The sequence below is a fragment of the Arachnia propionica genome (assembly GCF_003932785.1).
Classification (GTDB): domain Bacteria; phylum Actinomycetota; class Actinomycetes; order Propionibacteriales; family Propionibacteriaceae; genus Arachnia; species Arachnia propionica_B.
Map to the genome: position 1 here is coordinate 12447 of NZ_RQYT01000003.1, position 16092 is coordinate 28538.

General features: G+C 64.7%; 14 protein-coding genes. 9 read left to right on the forward strand and 5 right to left on the reverse strand.

Going from position 1 to position 16092, the window contains the following annotated elements:
- Position 1 precedes the first annotated feature (1 nt).
- The 6 genes from EII35_RS02245 (at position 2) to EII35_RS02270 (ending at position 5998) form a co-directional block, all read left to right on the forward strand.
- Positions 2–3058: a hypothetical protein gene (locus EII35_RS02245; protein WP_125226839.1), complete on the forward strand. Its 3057-nt coding sequence runs from the start codon at positions 2–4 to the stop codon at positions 3056–3058.
- Positions 3048–3545, forward strand: coding sequence for a DUF6301 family protein (locus tag EII35_RS02250; RefSeq protein WP_125226840.1), 498 nt, complete (start codon positions 3048–3050; stop codon positions 3543–3545). Before EII35_RS02245 ends, EII35_RS02250 begins: the two co-directional genes overlap by 11 nt.
- Positions 3545–4021, forward strand: coding sequence for a TY-Chap domain-containing protein (locus EII35_RS02255; RefSeq protein ID WP_125226841.1), 477 nt, complete (start codon positions 3545–3547; stop codon positions 4019–4021). The genes EII35_RS02250 and EII35_RS02255 overlap by 1 nt, the downstream gene beginning before the upstream one ends.
- Before the next feature lie 348 nt (positions 4022–4369).
- Positions 4370–4969, forward strand: a complete 600-nt coding sequence (locus EII35_RS02260; protein WP_125226842.1) for a hypothetical protein — start codon at positions 4370–4372, stop codon at positions 4967–4969.
- A gap of 21 nt (positions 4970–4990) precedes the next feature.
- The gene (locus EII35_RS02265; RefSeq protein ID WP_125226843.1) at positions 4991–5464 is read left to right on the forward strand and encodes a DUF6301 family protein; all 474 of its coding nucleotides are present in this window, start codon (positions 4991–4993) and stop codon (positions 5462–5464) included.
- Between the two features lie 60 nt (positions 5465–5524).
- Complete coding sequence (locus EII35_RS02270) at positions 5525–5998, forward strand: DUF6301 family protein (protein WP_125226844.1); 474 nt, start codon at positions 5525–5527, stop codon at positions 5996–5998.
- Between the two features lie 220 nt (positions 5999–6218).
- Here the strand turns inward: EII35_RS02270 and EII35_RS02275 are convergent, their stop codons facing one another.
- The 3 genes from EII35_RS02275 to EII35_RS02285 all read right to left on the reverse strand — a co-directional run bounded on the left by EII35_RS02275 (position 6219) and on the right by EII35_RS02285 (position 10057).
- Positions 6219–6866 (reverse strand): response regulator, encoded by a 648-nt coding sequence (locus tag EII35_RS02275; RefSeq protein WP_125226961.1) that lies wholly within the window; start codon positions 6864–6866, stop codon positions 6219–6221.
- Positions 6863–8029, reverse strand: a complete 1167-nt coding sequence (locus EII35_RS02280) for a sensor histidine kinase (protein WP_185744118.1) — start codon at positions 8027–8029, stop codon at positions 6863–6865. The genes EII35_RS02275 and EII35_RS02280 overlap by 4 nt, the downstream gene beginning before the upstream one ends.
- A gap of 87 nt (positions 8030–8116) precedes the next feature.
- Positions 8117–10057, reverse strand: coding sequence for a serine hydrolase domain-containing protein (locus EII35_RS02285; protein ID WP_125226846.1), 1941 nt, complete (start codon positions 10055–10057; stop codon positions 8117–8119).
- A 361-nt stretch (positions 10058–10418) separates the two neighbouring features.
- On the opposite strand from EII35_RS02285, the gene rplM reads away from it, so the two are divergent.
- The 3 genes from rplM (at position 10419) to glmM (ending at position 12889) form a co-directional block, all read left to right on the forward strand.
- Positions 10419–10862 carry a 50S ribosomal protein L13 gene (rplM, locus tag EII35_RS02290; RefSeq protein WP_125226847.1) on the forward strand — a complete coding sequence of 148 codons (444 nt, stop codon included), beginning with the start codon at positions 10419–10421 and terminating at the stop codon, positions 10860–10862.
- 17 nt (positions 10863–10879) lie between these two features.
- On the forward strand, positions 10880–11407 hold the full coding sequence (gene rpsI, locus EII35_RS02295; RefSeq protein WP_125226848.1) for a 30S ribosomal protein S9: 528 nt from the start codon (positions 10880–10882) through the stop codon (positions 11405–11407).
- A 129-nt stretch (positions 11408–11536) separates the two neighbouring features.
- Complete coding sequence (glmM, locus tag EII35_RS02300) at positions 11537–12889, forward strand: phosphoglucosamine mutase (RefSeq protein ID WP_125226849.1); 1353 nt, start codon at positions 11537–11539, stop codon at positions 12887–12889.
- A 124-nt stretch (positions 12890–13013) separates the two neighbouring features.
- Here glmM and coaA read toward each other — a convergent pair whose 3' ends face one another.
- Entirely contained in the window at positions 13014–13946 is a 933-nt protein-coding gene (gene coaA, locus EII35_RS02305) for a type I pantothenate kinase (RefSeq protein WP_125226850.1), read from the reverse strand.
- Between the two features lie 42 nt (positions 13947–13988).
- Positions 13989–16052: an NAD(+) synthase gene (locus EII35_RS02310; protein ID WP_125226851.1), complete on the reverse strand. Its 2064-nt coding sequence runs from the start codon at positions 16050–16052 to the stop codon at positions 13989–13991.
- Positions 16053–16092: the final 40 nt, after the last annotated feature.

Below are 16092 nucleotides of genomic sequence, written 5' to 3' on the forward strand. Positions count from 1 at the left end.
CATGGCTGAGCAGCCGCAGTCCTCAGACGGGTTGGTGTGTCCGGCGGCCTTCCCGGTGAAGTCGGGCCAGATGAATGTGGAGACCGTTGCCGGTGGTGGCGCGAACCTGCGGGCGATGGGAAAGACCGTCGACACCCACATGGACAACATCGTCGGTCACTGGAATGGCCTGCCCGCGGTGTATGCCGGGCCCGGGGCGGAGCAGGCCTACGGTTTGATGGCTCCGGCCGCCACGTCCTCGGAGACGTTGAAGAACGTGTTGGACAAGGCCGCGACGGCCATCGAGACCTATGCGGAGACGTTGCGTCCGATCAAGACGAGGCTCTCCGATCTGGAGCGGGAGGCGACGGCCTTCGAGCAGGAGGCGAGAGCGGGTTATGACGGCAAGTCGTGGAAGGAGCACCAGCCCGCGGTGGACCGGAATGCTGAGCTGTTGGGGCGGTACGCGCAGATCATCGAGGAGTTGACGACAGCCTCATCGACCTGCGCGAACACCATCAACGGCCTGTGCACCCAGTCCTCACCGGTGAAGGTGGAGGCGTTCTCCGCCGAGGCGATCATGGCCAGCGGCGAGATGATGCCGTGGGGTGCTCCGGTGGAGAAGGACCGGAACTGTGGTGAGTCCGTCGTGCACGGGGCGGGCAATTTCCTGAAGTCCACGTGGGATGGGGCGAAAGGCCTGGTCGGCTTCGGGGAGGACGGCTGGAGCTGGTCGAACCTCGGCAAGACGTGGCTCGGCGTCGCCGATTTCGTCGGGTCGACTGTGTTGCTGGCGAACCCGCTGGTGGGGGAAGGCATCAAGTTGATCGGCGGTGATGAGGTCGATGCGTGGGTCGATCGGCGGCACGATGTTGCCCTGACCGCGTGGACGGGGTTCGTCGGTTATGACTACATGACGGCGAAGCAGGGCGGGGACGGGTGGCACAAGTGGAAGGAGGACGGCGTCGCCGCCCTCACGGAGAGTGTGCTCAACATCGGTACCTGTTTCATCCCGGCAGCCGGTCAGGCGGGGGCCGCCGCGAAGGTCGGTGTCACGGGGTCGAAGCTGGCGAACGTGACCACCAAGGTTGCCCGAGTGGGGATGAATGTCGCTGATTTCGCGATTCCTGGTGGTGGTTGGGCGGTGAAGGCCGGGGTGAAGGTCTTCGACATCGGTTCCGACGTCGTGAAGGTGACCGATGGTGTGCCGCTGAAGCCGGTGCCGAATCCGGCTGGGATCGTGGCGAACACTCCTGTGTCGAATGCGTTGGATCTGGCCGGGGGCAAGCCGTCGGTCCTGGCTGCGGCGGATGTTCCGTCGTTGGGGTCCGGTACGCCGAGGGTTTCGCAGGGTGGTGCGGGGGTTCCGGTCAACCATGTTCCTGATCTGGGTGATCTTGGTGATTCGGCGAAGGTGTCGAAGCCGGGTCAGGGTTCTGGTGGTGCGGATGCCGTGGCTGCGGGTGAGGTGCCGAGGAGGCCGGTGGATCGGGTGGAGGTGCCGGAGTCGGTGGCCGCGGAGTCGGCTGGCGGGTCGGCGGCTGGCGGTCGGGGTGCTCATGGTGGAGCGGATGCTGTTCCGGAGGTGAGTGCTGGTAAGGCTGCCGGGGTTGATGATGTCAGGGCGCCGGAGGTTGAGGCGGCGAAGGTGCCTGAGCCGGAGGCGGCCCCGGCAGCAGGTCGCGGTTCTGACGCCGATGGTGTCGGGACTCCGGAGGCTGAGCGGGTGCCTGAGGTGGAGGGCTCGAAGGCTGCCGATCAGCCGGTTGATGCGAGGCCTGAGGGCGGTGGTGCCAGGACTCCGGAGGCCGAGCGTGTGCCTGAGGTGGATGCTGGCCGTGTGCCGGAGCCGGAGGCGGCCCCGGCGGCAGGTCGTGGTTCTGATGCCGATGGTGTTGGGACGCCGGAGCCTGACGCTGCGAGGGCTGCGGATCCTGAGGTGACGGTTGCTGATGAGGTGCAGACCTCGGAGGTGCAGGAATCGGCGGCGGATGTTGATGCTGCTGGTGTGGATGTTGATGTCCGGGCGACGGATGTTGATGCTGGTGATGGGGTGTCGGATGTGCCTCGGGTTGCTGATGATGCCGCCAAGGCGGGGGATGTGTTCGATGAGAGCATTCATGGTGATCCTTCCCGACCGCCTGAGACGGACAGGCATGGCAGACCGGTGTGGTTTGATGAGGACGGGCGCCGTCACATTGACGGTGATGAGGGCGGCACGCATAGGGATGCGGGTCACAACTTGCGTCGGGGAAACCGATGGATCGAGGACACCAATCCGGCTGTTCCGAGTGAAACTGTCAAGGCCAAGTACAGCCAGATTGACCTCCCTGGGGGTATGGAAAAGCATCTGGATAGCACAACCTGGGATGAGAATGGCCGCACCTATCAAGGTGATGTGGAGCATCGAAGTGGGCTCCAAGACGAGCATCGCGAAAAAATCGAGGCTGTGGCCTACATTGCTGATGAGATCGGGCTGTCTAGACAACAGCTCGCTGAGATCAAGTCCGGGGATGTGGCCGGCAATGTAAGGCGCTTGATGGAGGATGGAGTTTGCACTCGTCGGGAGGCGAGAGAGCTTCGCCGCGCCATCATGGACGAGCGTAAATCTTTGTCTGCATTGTCAGAGGCCTCAGAACTTTTGGGTGAAAGGGCGGCGGACGGCGTGATCTCCGCTCGCGAGGAAATTTCTCTATTCGGAAATGACTCTCGGCCTGGTGCAGGCCATCTGGATAAAGTGGGAGTAAGTCTCGACCCTCCGAGTATCACGGTCTATGAAGCCAAGGGGGGGAGAGCAGGATTGGGGGACGCCCTGGTTGAAGGTATCCGTCATCAACAGGGGACAGGTGCCTACTTGGAGAAACTCTTGGTTCAGGACAGGCGTTTCCGTAAAGACTTGATGGAACTGCTTGAGAGCAAGGGAAGTAAGGGTGTCGCTTTTATTGATGCTCTGAAAAGAGGGGAGGTAATTTTGAACTACGACCTCGTCCGGGCCCGGCCGAGTGGTACAATTGCCTTGTCCAGGTTTGACATGAAGTCGCCTCCAGACTTAGGGAGAATCCTTCTTGGTGAAGGTTGATGAGAAGGGAGTTGTCGTGCGAACGGTGCCAGTGGAAGATCTCGGTAAGATCGCTGCTTTCTGGGTTGGTCAAGAATGGCCTATGACGGAACCGGAAGTTGAGAATGCCTGTCGGGTCTTGGGGTGGGAGCAGGATGAGGAAGGTTTTTTCCTCCTCCCCTACGAGCTAAGTGATCGGACTGTTTCAATAGTTTCGGGGAGCGATTTGTCTGTGGGGACCATAGATTTCCGAGTAACGGATGTTGTTCATGATCCGTCGGTTGAGCGGGATGCTTTCATGAACGATGTTTTTGTTGATGCTGTCGAGGCCTTCAAAAAGAATTGGGGGAAGCCGCGTTTCAGGCGTAAGCTGGAAGCAGAGGATGCGGTCTGGGATCTGCCGAATGGGGGAATTCTTCAGATCTCGAATGACCGTCGGGGAGTGTTGTTTGTTACGCATAGCCCTTCTTATGCTAAAGTGATCCGTCGTCTGGGGGTGCGTGGTTGATGTCTGATTGGTCTGGGTTTTCGTCGCGGTTGTTGCGGGTGTTGTTGGGTTTGGGGGATCGTTCGTTTGTGGTGATTCTGGGTCGGGAGGATGGTTTCTTCCGGGTTCAGTTGTGTGTGGATGGTGATGTGTTGGTGGTGCAGGCGCGGGTTGCCGGGTTGGATTTGGATGATCCTGGGGTTGTTGGGGTGTTGCGTGGTGCTGGGTGGGTGCCGGGTGAGCCTGGGGGGGATTATTGGGAGCATGATGTGGAGTTGCCTGCGGCGTCGTCGGTGTATGCGGGGTTGGTTGAGGATTGTGTGACGGTGATGCGTGATGTGCAGGGGGTGTCGTCTCCGGGGGAGTTGGGGTATGACGCGTGGCGTGAGCGGGAGTTGATGGTGGAGGGGCGTGTGTATTCGGCGGAGGAGTTGGAGGCTCTGGATCCTGGGGAGAGTCCGTTGGTTTTGGATCTTGGGATTGAGTTGTTGAGGTAGTTTTTGAATTGATGTAGCCGAGGTCAAGTGGTGGGAGATGAAGACGTCGTTTGCGCTTCTCTTCTTCGTTGGTCGAGACCTTTGATGCGCGGTGTCGGGACTTGAGCTGGGTTGGGGTCTCGCGGGGGTTTGAGGCGAGTTCTCCGCCGGCGCTGTCTCCGGCTTGACCAGCGGTTGGATGAACGGGGGGTGTTCCGTCGTTGGGGTCCGGTACGCCGAGGGTTCCGCAGGGTGGTGCGGGGGTCCGGTGAGTCATGTTCCTGATCTGGGTGATCTTGGTGATTCGGCGAAGGTGTCGGGGCCGGGTCGGGGTTCTGGTGGTGCGGGTGAGGCGCCGAGGAGGCCGGGGTGAAGATTGATGAATTCAGGAAAGTCAAATCGGAGGAATTGTCGAAGAGCCTCGCGGATAGGGTCGATGAAGGACGACTGACTTCCGTGCAGGCGCAGGCCCTTCAAGATGCCTTGATTCAGGAACGAGAATTGCTCAAGTCGTTGCGAGGGTCATCCGAGATCTTGGGGGAGCGTGCTGCTGATGTCCTCATGAGGGGCCGTGGGGAAATCTCTCTCTTTGGCAACGAAGCCCGTCCAGGGGCGGGGCATCTCGACAGGGTTGGTGTGACGCTTGACCCGCCGTCGATCACAGTCTATGAAGCGAAGGGTGGTTCGGGGCGCTTGGGTAGCGCCCAGGTGAATGGGGTGCCGCACCAACAAGGGACAGGCCCCTACCTGGAGAAGCTGATGACCCGGAATCCACGCTTTGTGCAAGCGCTTGCTGACCTCATCGAGAGCAAGGGCGATGAGGCAGCAGGCCTGGCTCAGGCGTTGAGAGAGGGTAAGATTGGGTTGAACTATGATCTCGTGCAGGCTCATCCCGATGGAGATATAGGGTTGTCGAGGTTCGTTATGGACCCAGCGCCCAAGCTTCCGGAGATTCCTCACGATTGTTAGAAGCGTAGAAAGGAGCTCATCGTGAAGGCTATTCCTAGGGAAGATGTCGTCAAGATCGTAGTGTTTTGGGTGAGTCAATCGTGGCCCCTGGATCTGGAGAAGGCAGAGGAGATGGCTCTTGGGTTGGGGTGGGAGCGCATCGAAGAAGGGCTATTGCGCATGCCCTACCCCTTGACGAATGCGACCGCCACCCTCACGGATATGGGTAAGCAGGAATCTGTCGCGGTGATTAGTTTCAGGGTCACGGATGTGGTTTTGGAGCAATCCTTGGAACGGGATGCTTTCATGAATGACGTGTTCGTCGGAGCAGTGGCGGGCCTTCAGCGAGAATGGCAGAAGCCAAAGATGAGGAAGTCGAAGGAAGAGTACAAGGCTCAGTGGCATTTGTCGAACGGCTGTGAGGTTTACCTGTCGAATCGTTGGAGAGTTGTCAGTTTCGTGATATTCAGTCCGGAGTATGCTGAGGTTGAGCGCTATTTACGGGGGCGTCGTTAGTTGCCGTGACGCTCAAGGTGATGGAATGACTATTTGGGTCAGTGGATGACAGGGGGGAATGTGGAGATTGTGCCGGTGGGTGACCTCTTGGCGATCACGCGTTTGTGGGTCGACCAAGGGTGGCCCATCGCCCCGCAGCAAGCCGATGAGGCTGCTCGTTCTCTTGGGTGGCGCGAGCCTGAGGAAGGGCGTTTCATTCTGCCCTACGATGTCTCGCAGCCCGCTGTCAGAATCGGGCAAGGGCGGGAAGAATATGGCGTCACCACGATCAATTTCCGGTTGACTGATGTTGTCATGGAGGCGTCGCCGGAACGGGATGCTGCGATGAATGATGCTTTTGTTGGGTATGTTGCCGCAATCAAGGAGGTTTGGGGTAAGCCGCGGATGAAGAGGAGCAAGAAGGATCAGGATGCGTTCTGGGAGCTTCCGAATGGTGTGGTTTTGCAGGTCTCGAATGTGTGGTGCGCGATTTATTGGATTCTGTACAGTCCGTCGTATGCGGAGGTTGAGAAGGAGTTGGGAGGGCTGTGGTGATGTCTGATTGGTCTGGATTTTCGTCGCGGTTGTTGCGGGTGTTGTTGGGTTCGGTCGTTGACTTCGAGGGTGAAGTCTCTGCGTAGTTTTGCATTTATGGGCCCCCAGCCCCAGAAATCCACTAAAATGACATAATGCGGGTTGAGATGAGGGGTGGTCAGGGGCGGGTGTCGGTGGTCGGGTGAGGGAGGGTCGGGGGTGGGCGACTTCTGTGGGATTTTCAGGCCAGCCCGTGGCGGTGGGCCCAGATGACGGCTTGGACCCGGTCCCTGGCACCGATCTTGGGGAGGAGCCTCGTCAGGTGGGACTTGACCGTGCTGACCTCCACCACCAGTTCAGCTGCGATCTCCGCATTGGACATGCCCTGGGCGAGTAGCCGGATGATCTCCTGTTCGCGCGGGGTGAGGCAGGAGACGGCCTCGGTGTCGTGAGCCGTGGCCTGACGGCGGGCGAACTCCGCGATCACCCGCTTCGTGACGGCTTGGTCCACCAGACCGAAACCGCCAGCCAGGCGGCGTACCGCCGTCACCAGTTCCTCGGGTTCGCAGTCCTTGAGGATGAAGCCGTCGGCCCCGGCCTCCAGGGCGCCGAAGACGTCGGCGTCCATGTCGAAGGTGGTCACCACCAGCACGGCCGGTTTCTCGCCCCGTCGCTCGCTCACGATGCGGCGCGTGGCCTCCAGGCCATCCCCGGCGGGCATGCGCAGATCCATGCACACCACGTCCGGGTTGGTCCGCTGCGCGACCTGCACGGCCTGACGACCACCGGATGCCTCACCGACCACTTGGATGTCCGGCTCGGCCTCCAACAGCACCTTGAACCCGGCCCGCACCACGGCCTGGTCATCCACCAGCACCACTCGGATCATGTTTCCTCCGCTCCCGTCCTCGGCCAGGTCAGCTGCACCTGCCATCCTCCCGCATCCGTGGGGCCGGCCTGGAACTCGGCTCCGATGGCCGCCGCTCGTTCCTGCATCACCTCCAGGCCCACGCCGCCGCTGCCGAGCTCGACCTCACCCTGTCCTCGACCGTTGCTGACCCTGAGCCCCGCTTCGTCGATCTCGACGTGGATGGTGGCGCTCGGGGCGTGCTGGATGGCGTTGCTGATGGCCTGTTGGACGATCCTGTAGGCAGCGGCCTCGCTCAGCGGGGGCAACGACGGTGGATGCACCAGGTGTGCGGTGATCGGCACCCCCAGCGCACGAGTGGACTCGATGAGCTCGGGGATGTCGCGGATTCCGCGCTGCGGGTCGTCGTGGCGCAGCAACTTCACGACCGAACGGAGCCCGGCCAGCGCCTCCTTCCCGAGGCCTCGCAGTTGTCTCGCCGCATCCTTGGCCCGGACCGGGTCGCGGTCGATCAACTGCTCCAGGGCCGCGGCCTGCACCACCAGCCCGGCCAGGTGATGGGCTGCGACGTCGTGGAGTTCGCCCGCCAGCCGTCGCCGCTCCTCCAGGAGAGCCATTGTCAACCGCTTCTCCTGTTCTTCGGCCTTCAATCTTCTGATGATCTGCTCGTGTCTCGCTCGGCTGGCCAGCATCGCCCCGACCAGCATGGGTGCCAGGTACTGGAGAGCGTTGACGATTGTCACCGCGATGATGGTGGCCCAGTTGGGTTGTTTCACCACGACCGTGATGAGGACGGCGAGGGTGGCCAGGCCGGTCATAACGGCTGTCGCACGTGGCAGCGCGAGACGACGGCCGATGGAGAAGGCAGCGATCGTTTGGGAGATGCCGTTCGCCGGAATGTCGCTCACCGCGACCATGCCGGAGAAAACAGTGTCCGTCAGCACGATGTTCAGTGGGAGCAGTAGGACAGGGATGTGGAGGAGGAAGATGAGTCCTTGGGTGAGCAGTGGGTGCTTCCGCCACCAGACCAACGCCAGAGCTTCCAGGGTCAGGAACATCCTCAGGACCTCCCACGTCGAAGAGGTGTGGGAAGCCGTGCTGACCGCCTGTTCGGCCAGAGTCGTTGCCAGCCAGGAGAGCAGGGCGATCCCCAGGGCCAGCAGTACATCACCTCGTCGAACCATGGGGGACAGTCTGCCGGAGGGGGCGCGGGCAGGTGAGAGCCACTGATGCCCCCGTGGCGACCCCAGCTGTCCGCGCTCCCTCATCACTCACACCCCGAGGTTGGGGTTGAGGGTGTTGCCTGTCCAGGCCCACCAGGCTGTGGCGAGCAGGGCCGCCAGGAGGAGGGCGGCCATGGTGGTGCGGCGCCATCCTGCTCGGGTCCTGAGGGTGGCGACCAGGTCGATGCCAGCTGGGATGATGGCTGCGATCCCTGCCCACTGGAGGATCTGCAGGGTGCGCAACAGGGGGATGTTGCCGAGTGTGCCGAAGTCACCGCTGCTCAGGGCGGTCGTGGGGATGATGAGCCAGCTGGGCAGGGCCACCGCTGCGCTGAGTGCGCCGAGGCGGGCGAGGTGGGCGAGGCGGGGGAGCCCGGTGATGGGATGGCCGCGTCGTCGTTGGACAAGGCGTTTGATGGCTCCGATGGCCCAGGTGAGCAGGGCCAGAGAGAAGATGGCCAAGCTCACGATGCAGATCGGGACGAGGGTCTGCTGGGTGGGGGTGGCGGGTAGCAGGGTGAAGGCGGGTCCCTCACCCACGGCTTCGACCTTGCCGTCGACGACCCGGGCGGTGAGAATGGTGAAGAGCCCGTCGGCGCGGGGGTCTTTCCAGATCCAGGGTGCGATCTCCACCAGTTCCCGGTCTCGGAACAGCAGGTTGCCGTTGGGCAGGGCCTGGATCTTCTCCTGATGAAGCGTGCTGGACCAGGCAGACATCCAGGTGGTCACCCATCCGCGGCTTTGGGTATAGCTGCCTGCGACCTGCTGGGCGCGTTCGGCGGAGCCCTCCAAGGGCGGGGTCGGGGTGGTGGTGTCGGCGGGGAGGTAGCGGTCGGCGAAGCCTTCGGTGAGGTCGTGGCGCAGGGTGGCGTTCTCGGGGTTGAGTCTGCCGGTGAAGGAGATGAAGATGCCTGTTTGGTTGTCGGGGTAGATCTCAAACTGGGAGTGGTAGTGGCTGGTGTCGCCGCCGTGCGAGACGGTGCGGTGGCCGTTGTGGGCTCCGGTGAAGTAGCCGAGCCCCATGCGGGATGAGTGTGCGAGGTTGCCCAGGGTGCCCTCGGTGAGGGCTGGGGCCCACATCTGCTCCCAGCTGTCCTTGGTGAGGAGTTGGGGGGATCGGTTCAGCTGGGCGAGCATGAAGGCGGCGGCGTCCTTCCCAGAACCTGCCAAGGTCCCTGCGGGGGCGACACCAGAAAAGAATTGGAAAGGGGCTGGTTGGCCATCATGCTCGTAGGCGAGCGCCAGTGTCTCTTCGGGGAGGGGCTGGTCGTAGCTGGCCGTGGTCATCCCGGCAGGGCGCAGGACGTGCTCCTTCACGTACTCGTGGAAGGGCTGGCCGCTGGCCTGTTCGACGAGGTACCCGACCAGGGTGATGCCGTAGTTGGAGTAGCCGGGGGTGGTGCCGGGGCGATGGACGGAGACGGGTGGGTTGTGGTGGACATACTCGGCCACGGAGGCGTCCTTGAGAGCGGGACTGAGGTGAACCAGGCTTTCCTCGAAGCCTGCGGTGTGGGTCAGGAGGTGGCGTAGGGTGATCGGCTCCTTGTGGTGTTTCTGGATGGGGACGTCGGTGTAGGTGGTGATGTCGGCGTCGAGGTCGAGTTTGCCCTGCTCGACCAGTTGCATGGCGGCAATCGCGGTGGGGACCTTGGAGATCGAGCCCCAGCGGAAGATGGTGGTCTCGGGGTCCACGGGGGTCCCGGGTTGGCCGTTCTCGCCGCGTTTGGCGTGGCCGTAGCCACGCATGGTGAGGATCTCACCGTCCTTGACGACGGTGACCACGGCTCCGGTCGCCTTGCCCTTGGTGAGGACATCGGGGAGTTTCCCGTCCAGCCAGGCGTCGAGGTCGGCCTTGGTGAGCTCATGGGTCTCGGCCGGTGCCTCGACCGGTGGCGGTGGTGGTGCGGGTGGGCTGCTGCAGGCGCTGAGCAGGGCCAGCGTTGCTAGGAGCAGGGCAGTGAACAGGTGCCGTGGGCGTGTGTTTCTCATGAACTCCAGCCTTCCGGGATCGGTGGCGCGGCGGCAGAGTCGTGAGGTGGAACCTCAGTTGCGACCTTCGATGGAGCCCGGGCGTGTTTCATCCGGCCTCGGGCGTAGAGTTCTGGTGCCCAACTGGGCCGGGAGCCCCACCGGGTCTCGACGCGGGATTCCCTCGCTTTGCATCGGGACTCCCGGCTCGACCGGCGAAGCCGGGTGGCTCGACCAGCAGGGCAGGGGTGGGTAGGTGTTTTGACCACACCGGCCCCGCCGACTTAGACTAGGGCGCTGTTGTGCTCCGCCCCGCGGTCCATGGACCTGCCGGACGGCGGCGCGTGACCACCCAAGTGTTTGACAACGAATGGAAGTCGCCGTGTCCACGTACACCCCAAAGCCTGGCGAGATCGCCCGGAACTGGCATGTGATCGATGCTGAAGACGTCGTCCTCGGCCGTCTGGCCTCCCAGGTCGCAACGCTGCTCCGCGGCAAGCACAAGCCCACCTTCGCCCCTCACGTCGACGGTGGCGACTTCGTGATCGTCGTCAACGCCTCGAAGATCGCGCTGACCGGCACCAAGCGCGCCAACGACATGCGCTACTCCCACTCCGGTCGTCCGGGTGGCCTCAAGGCCGTCTCGATCGGTGACCTGCTGGAGAAGGATCCCCGCAAGGCCGTCGAGCGCGCCGTCTGGGGCATGCTGCCGAAGAACAAGCTGAGCCGTCAGCTGATCGGCAAGCTCAAGGTGTACTCCGGCCCGGAGCACCCGCACGCTGCGCAGAAGCCGCAGCCCTTCGAGATCACCCAGATTGCCCAGTGAGCTGAGGAACCACGGACATGACTGAGACCACCACCGCGGTCGAGGAGACCGCCGAGGAGATCAAGCCCTTCGTCGACGAGCAGGACCGCGAGATCGCCTACCGCTCCGACTCCAACCCGGCCGCCGCCGAGGCCTCGACCGCCCGCCCGGCCGTCATCGCCCCCGGCGCTGCGACGGGTCGCCGCAAGGAGGCCGTCGCCCGCGTCCGCATCGTCCCCGGCTCCGGCCAGTGGGCCATCAACGGCCGCACCCTGGACGACTACTTCCCGAACAAGGTGCACCAGCAGCTGGTCTCCGACCCCTTCGTCACCGCCGGGGTTGAAGGCTCCTACGACGTCATCGCCCGCATCGACGGCGGCGGCGTCACCGGCCAGGCCGGTGCGCTCCGTCTCGGCATCGCCCGGGCCCTCAACGAGGTCGACGCCGAGGCCAGCCGCCCCGCCCTCAAGAAGGCCGGGATGCTGACCCGCGACGCCCGCATCAAGGAACGCAAGAAGGCCGGTCTCAAGAAGGCCCGCAAGGCCCCGCAGTACTCGAAGCGCTGATCCAGGCCTCACCGGAACACCCCCGTCACCTGGCGGGGGTGTTCCCGTTTCCTGCCGTCCTCCCGCCTTCCGGCCTCGCTGCCCGGACCCGAATCGCTCAACGACACTGCGCGCTCTATGCTGGCCCCCATGGCTCGACTCTTCGGAACTGACGGCGTGCGCGGCGTCGCGAATCAGGAACTCACCGCCGAACTGGCCCTCGACCTGTCGGTGGCCGCTGCCCACACCCTCGGCGAGGCCGGGGTCTTCGGGCGGCGCCAGCCCACCGCGCTGGTCGCCCGCGACCCCCGGGCCTCCGGAGAGTTCCTGGAGGCCGCCGTGTGTGCGGGGCTCGCCAGCGCCGGTGTGGACGTCCTGCGCGTCGGCGTGGTGCCCACCCCGGCCGCCGCCTACCTCGTCGGCGAGTACCGGACCGACCTCGGCGTCATGATCTCCGCCTCCCACAACCCCATGCCCGACAACGGCATCAAGTTCTTCGCCCGCGGCGGGGTCAAGCTCGACGACGACCTCGAGGACGCCATCGAGTCCCGCATGCAGGAGACCTGGCAGCGCCCCGTCGGCGAGAAGGTGGGGCGCATCATCGACCAGCCTCGCGCCGTCGACTCCTACGTCAAGCACTTGGTGAAGTCGCTGCGCGGTGAGGAGGCCCTGGGCGGGCTCAAGGTGGTCCTCGACTGCGCCAACGGCGCCTCCTATCAGACAGCCGTGCTCGCCTTCGAGGAGGCGGGTGCCGAGGTCATCGCCATCAACGCCTCCCCGGACGGCCTCAACATCAACGAACGCTGCGGCTCCACCCATCCCGAGCAGCTGCAGAAGGTCGTCGTGGCGGAGGAGGCCGACCTCGGACTCGCCTTCGACGGCGACGCCGACCGCTGCCTCGCCGTCGATCACGAGGGCAACCTCATCGACGGCGACCAGATCCTCGCGATCCTCGCCCTTGCCCTCCAGGAGGACCACCGCCTCGCGTCCAACACCGTCGTCGCCACCGTGATGAGCAACCTCGGTCTCAAGCTGGCGCTCGCCGAGCACGACATCCGCCTCGACCAGACCAAGGTGGGGGACCGGTACGTCCTGGAGTCCATGGGGGCCAACGGATTCTCCCTCGGCGGCGAGCAGTCCGGGCACGTCATCATGAGCGAGTTCGCCACCACCGGCGACGGTGTGCTGACGGGCCTGCACCTCGCCAAGCGGGTCGCGACGACCGGCAAGTCCCTCAAGGAACTCGCGGCCGTGATGACGCGCCTGCCGCAGGTCATCATCAACGTCAAGAACGTCGACAAGCTCCGCGCAGGCCTCGACACCGCCATCAGCTCCGCCGTCGCCGACGCCAGCGCCGAGCTGGGTTCCAGCGGTCGCGTCCTGCTGCGTCCGTCGGGCACCGAGCCCGTCGTCCGGGTCATGGTGGAGGCGCCGAGCGACGACCAGGCCGGGGAGATCGCCGAACGACTCGCCGCCATCGTCAAGGATCGTCTGGCGATCTGACGGCGTCCCCCGGTGCCTTCTCGACCGCTGGTCGAGCCGGACCGCGAGCTTGCGAGCCGTCCGTGTCGAGACCGCTGGCGCACGGCGCAGGGATCTTCGCTGAATCCCCGCGTGCGGTGGGCCCTCAGACCTTGCGGATCGCGATGGTCCGCACGCTGTGATCCGGGCCCTTGCTGAGGATCGCGGTGGCCCGATCCTTCGTCGTGACGATGTTCTCGCGCAGGTTGGGGCCGTTGATGGACTCCCAGACGTGGGCCGCGAACTGCCTCGCCTCCGCCGGGCTCATCGTGGTGTAGTGCTTGAAGAAGCTGTCCTCGTCGCGGAAGGCCGTGTCGCGGAGCACCATGAACCGATCCATGAACCAGCGTCGGATGTCCTCCTCGGGGGCGTCGACATAGACCGAGAAATCGAAGAAGTCGCTCACCGCGGCTCCTGAGCGCCCCTGGGAGTCGGCTCGGGCGGGTTGCAGGACGTTGAGTCCCTCGATGATGAGGATGCCGGGGTTCTCGATGACGATCTGCTCACCCTCGACGATGTCGTAGACCTTGTGGCTGTACACCGGGGCGGTGACCCGGGGCTCCCCGGATTTGACGTCCATCACGAACTGCAGCAGCGCCTTGCGGTCGTAGGATTGCGGGAAGCCCTTCTGATCGAGCAGCCCTCGACGCTCCAGCTCCGCATTGGGGTACAGGAAGCCGTCCGTGGTCACCAGATCCACCTTCGGGCTGCCCGGGGCGCGACGCAGCAGCTCCTGCAGCAGCCGGGCCGTCGTCGACTTCCCGACGGCGACGGAGCCGGCGATCCCGATGACGAACGGGGTGCGCCGCACCTTCAGGTTGAGGAACCGGTTCGAGTCGTCACACAGCCGACCCGCGTTCGCCATGTACAGGTGCAGCAGCTGCGTCAGCGGGCGGTAGATGTCCGCCACGTCGGCGGCGGAGGTGGGGTCGCCGAGGCCACGGAGACGCTCCAGCGTGGCCTCGTCGAGGTCGATCTCGGTGTTGTCGGCGAGAGCCGCCCACGCCTTGCGGCGCAGCACGACGTAGGGACGGGACATGGGAAACCCCCTCGGTTCAGGACTCGAGCATGCTACCCAGCATCACGACGGGATGTCGCGTTCGATCTCCTCCAGCCACACCTTCGCCGTCACGTCGGAGGGCATCCGCCAGTCGCCACGTGGCGACAGGGAGCCGCCTGAGACCACCTTGGGCCCGTTCGGCAGGGTGCTCCGCTTGAACTGGTTCGTCGCGAAGCGGCGTACGAACACCTGCAGCCAACCCCGGATCGTCGCGAGGTCGTAGGAGCGACGATCCGTCTCGGCCATGCCCGCGGGCCAGTCCCCGACGGCGACGTCCCGCCACGCGTGATGGGCCAGGAAGGCGATTCTCCGGGGCCGCATCCCGTGCCTGAGAAGGTGGTACAGGGTGAAGTCCTGCAACTCGTAGGGGCCGATCGTGGCCTCGGTGGACTGCGGGACCTCGCCGGGGCGGGTCGGGATGAGCTCCGGGCTGATCTCGGTGCCCAGTACGGAGGCCAGCACCTCGTTCACCCGCTCGTCGAACTGTCCGGAGGCGATGACCCAGCGGATGAGGTGCTGGATGAGGGTCTTCGGCACCCCGGCGTTGACCCCGTAGTGGCTCATGTGGTCGCCCACCCCGTAGGTGCACCAGCCCAGCGCCAGCTCCGACAGGTCGCCGGTGCCGACGACGATGCCGCCGTGGTGGTTGGCCGCCCGGAACAGGAAGTCGTAGCGGATGCCGGCCTGGACGTTCTCGAAGGTGATGTCGTAGGTGTCCTGGCCCTCGGCGTAGGGGTGGCCCAGGTCGGCGAGCATCTGTGTGGCCATGGGCCGGATGTCGACGGTCTCGAACGTCACGCCGAGGGCCTCGGACAGGGCTTGGGCGTTGTTGCGGGTGTGCTCGGTGGTGGCGAAGCCGGGCATGGTCCAGGCGAGGATGTGGGTCCGGGGCAGGCCCAGCCGGTCGCAGGCCTTCGCCGCGACGATGAGGGCGTGGGTCGAGTCGAGGCCGCCCGAGACTCCGATGCAGAGCTTCGGGGCGCGTGCCGGGTCGCCGCCGCCGATGGCGAGCATCCGTCGCTCCAGACCTGAGACCTGGATGTTGTAACCCTCGAAGCAGTCCTGCTCCAGCTGGGACCGGTCGTTCGGGACGAAGGGGAAACGATCGAGGGGACGTCGCAGGCCGAGATCCCCCGTGGGTGGGCTGGCCTCGAAGTCGATGCTGGACAGGAAGGTGGCGAAGCGCTGACGGTTGTCGTCGAAGGAGCCCTGCCGCATCCGCTCCTGCCGGATCCGGTCCAGGTCCACGTCGGCGACGGTGAGTTGCGCCTCGCGGGGGAAGCGTTCCCCCTCGGCCAGCAGTGCCCCCATCTCGTGGATCATGGTGTGACCGTCCCAGGCCAGGTCGGTGGTCGACTCGCCGAACATGGCCGCCGCATAGACGTAGGCCCCAAGGCACCGTTTCGACGCCGCAGCCGCCAGGGCCCGTCGATCCGAGGCCCGGCCGATGGTGATGGGGGAGGCCGACAGGTTCATCATCACCGTCGCTCCGCCCAGGGCCGCCTCGTGGCTGGGGGGGATCGGCACCCACAGGTCCTCGCAGATCTCGACATGGATCCTCAGATCCGGCAGGTCCTTGGCGGAGAACAGCAGTTCGCCGCCGAACGGGATCGCCTCGTCGCTCCACTCGGGGATCATCACGGAATCGCCGGGGCTGTCCTCGCCGGGGGCGAAGTGTCGCTTCTCGTAGAACTCGCGGTAGTTCGGCAGGTAGCTCTTCGGCACCACGCCCAGCACTCGGCCCCGATGGATCACCACCGCGCAGTTGTACAGCCGGTGCCGCAGCTTCACCGGCGCACCGACGGCGAACAACGGGCCGAGCTCCGCCGTCTCGGCGGCGATCCGCGCCACGGCCGCGATGACCGCGTCGAGCAAGGAGTCGTTGAGCAGCAGGTCGTCGATGGCGTAGCCGCTGACCGACAGTTCCGGGAAGACCAGGGCTGCGACGGCCTGCTCGTGGGCCCGGTGGACGGTGGCGATGATGCGTTCGGCGTTGGTGGCGGGGTCGAAGTCGGCGACGGGCAGCGTCGCGGCAGCGACCCGCGCGAACCCCTGGGCGTAGAGGTTGTGGAAGTCCATGACCATGACCCTATCTCTCCGGCGGAAAAGGTGACGCGCCCATGGA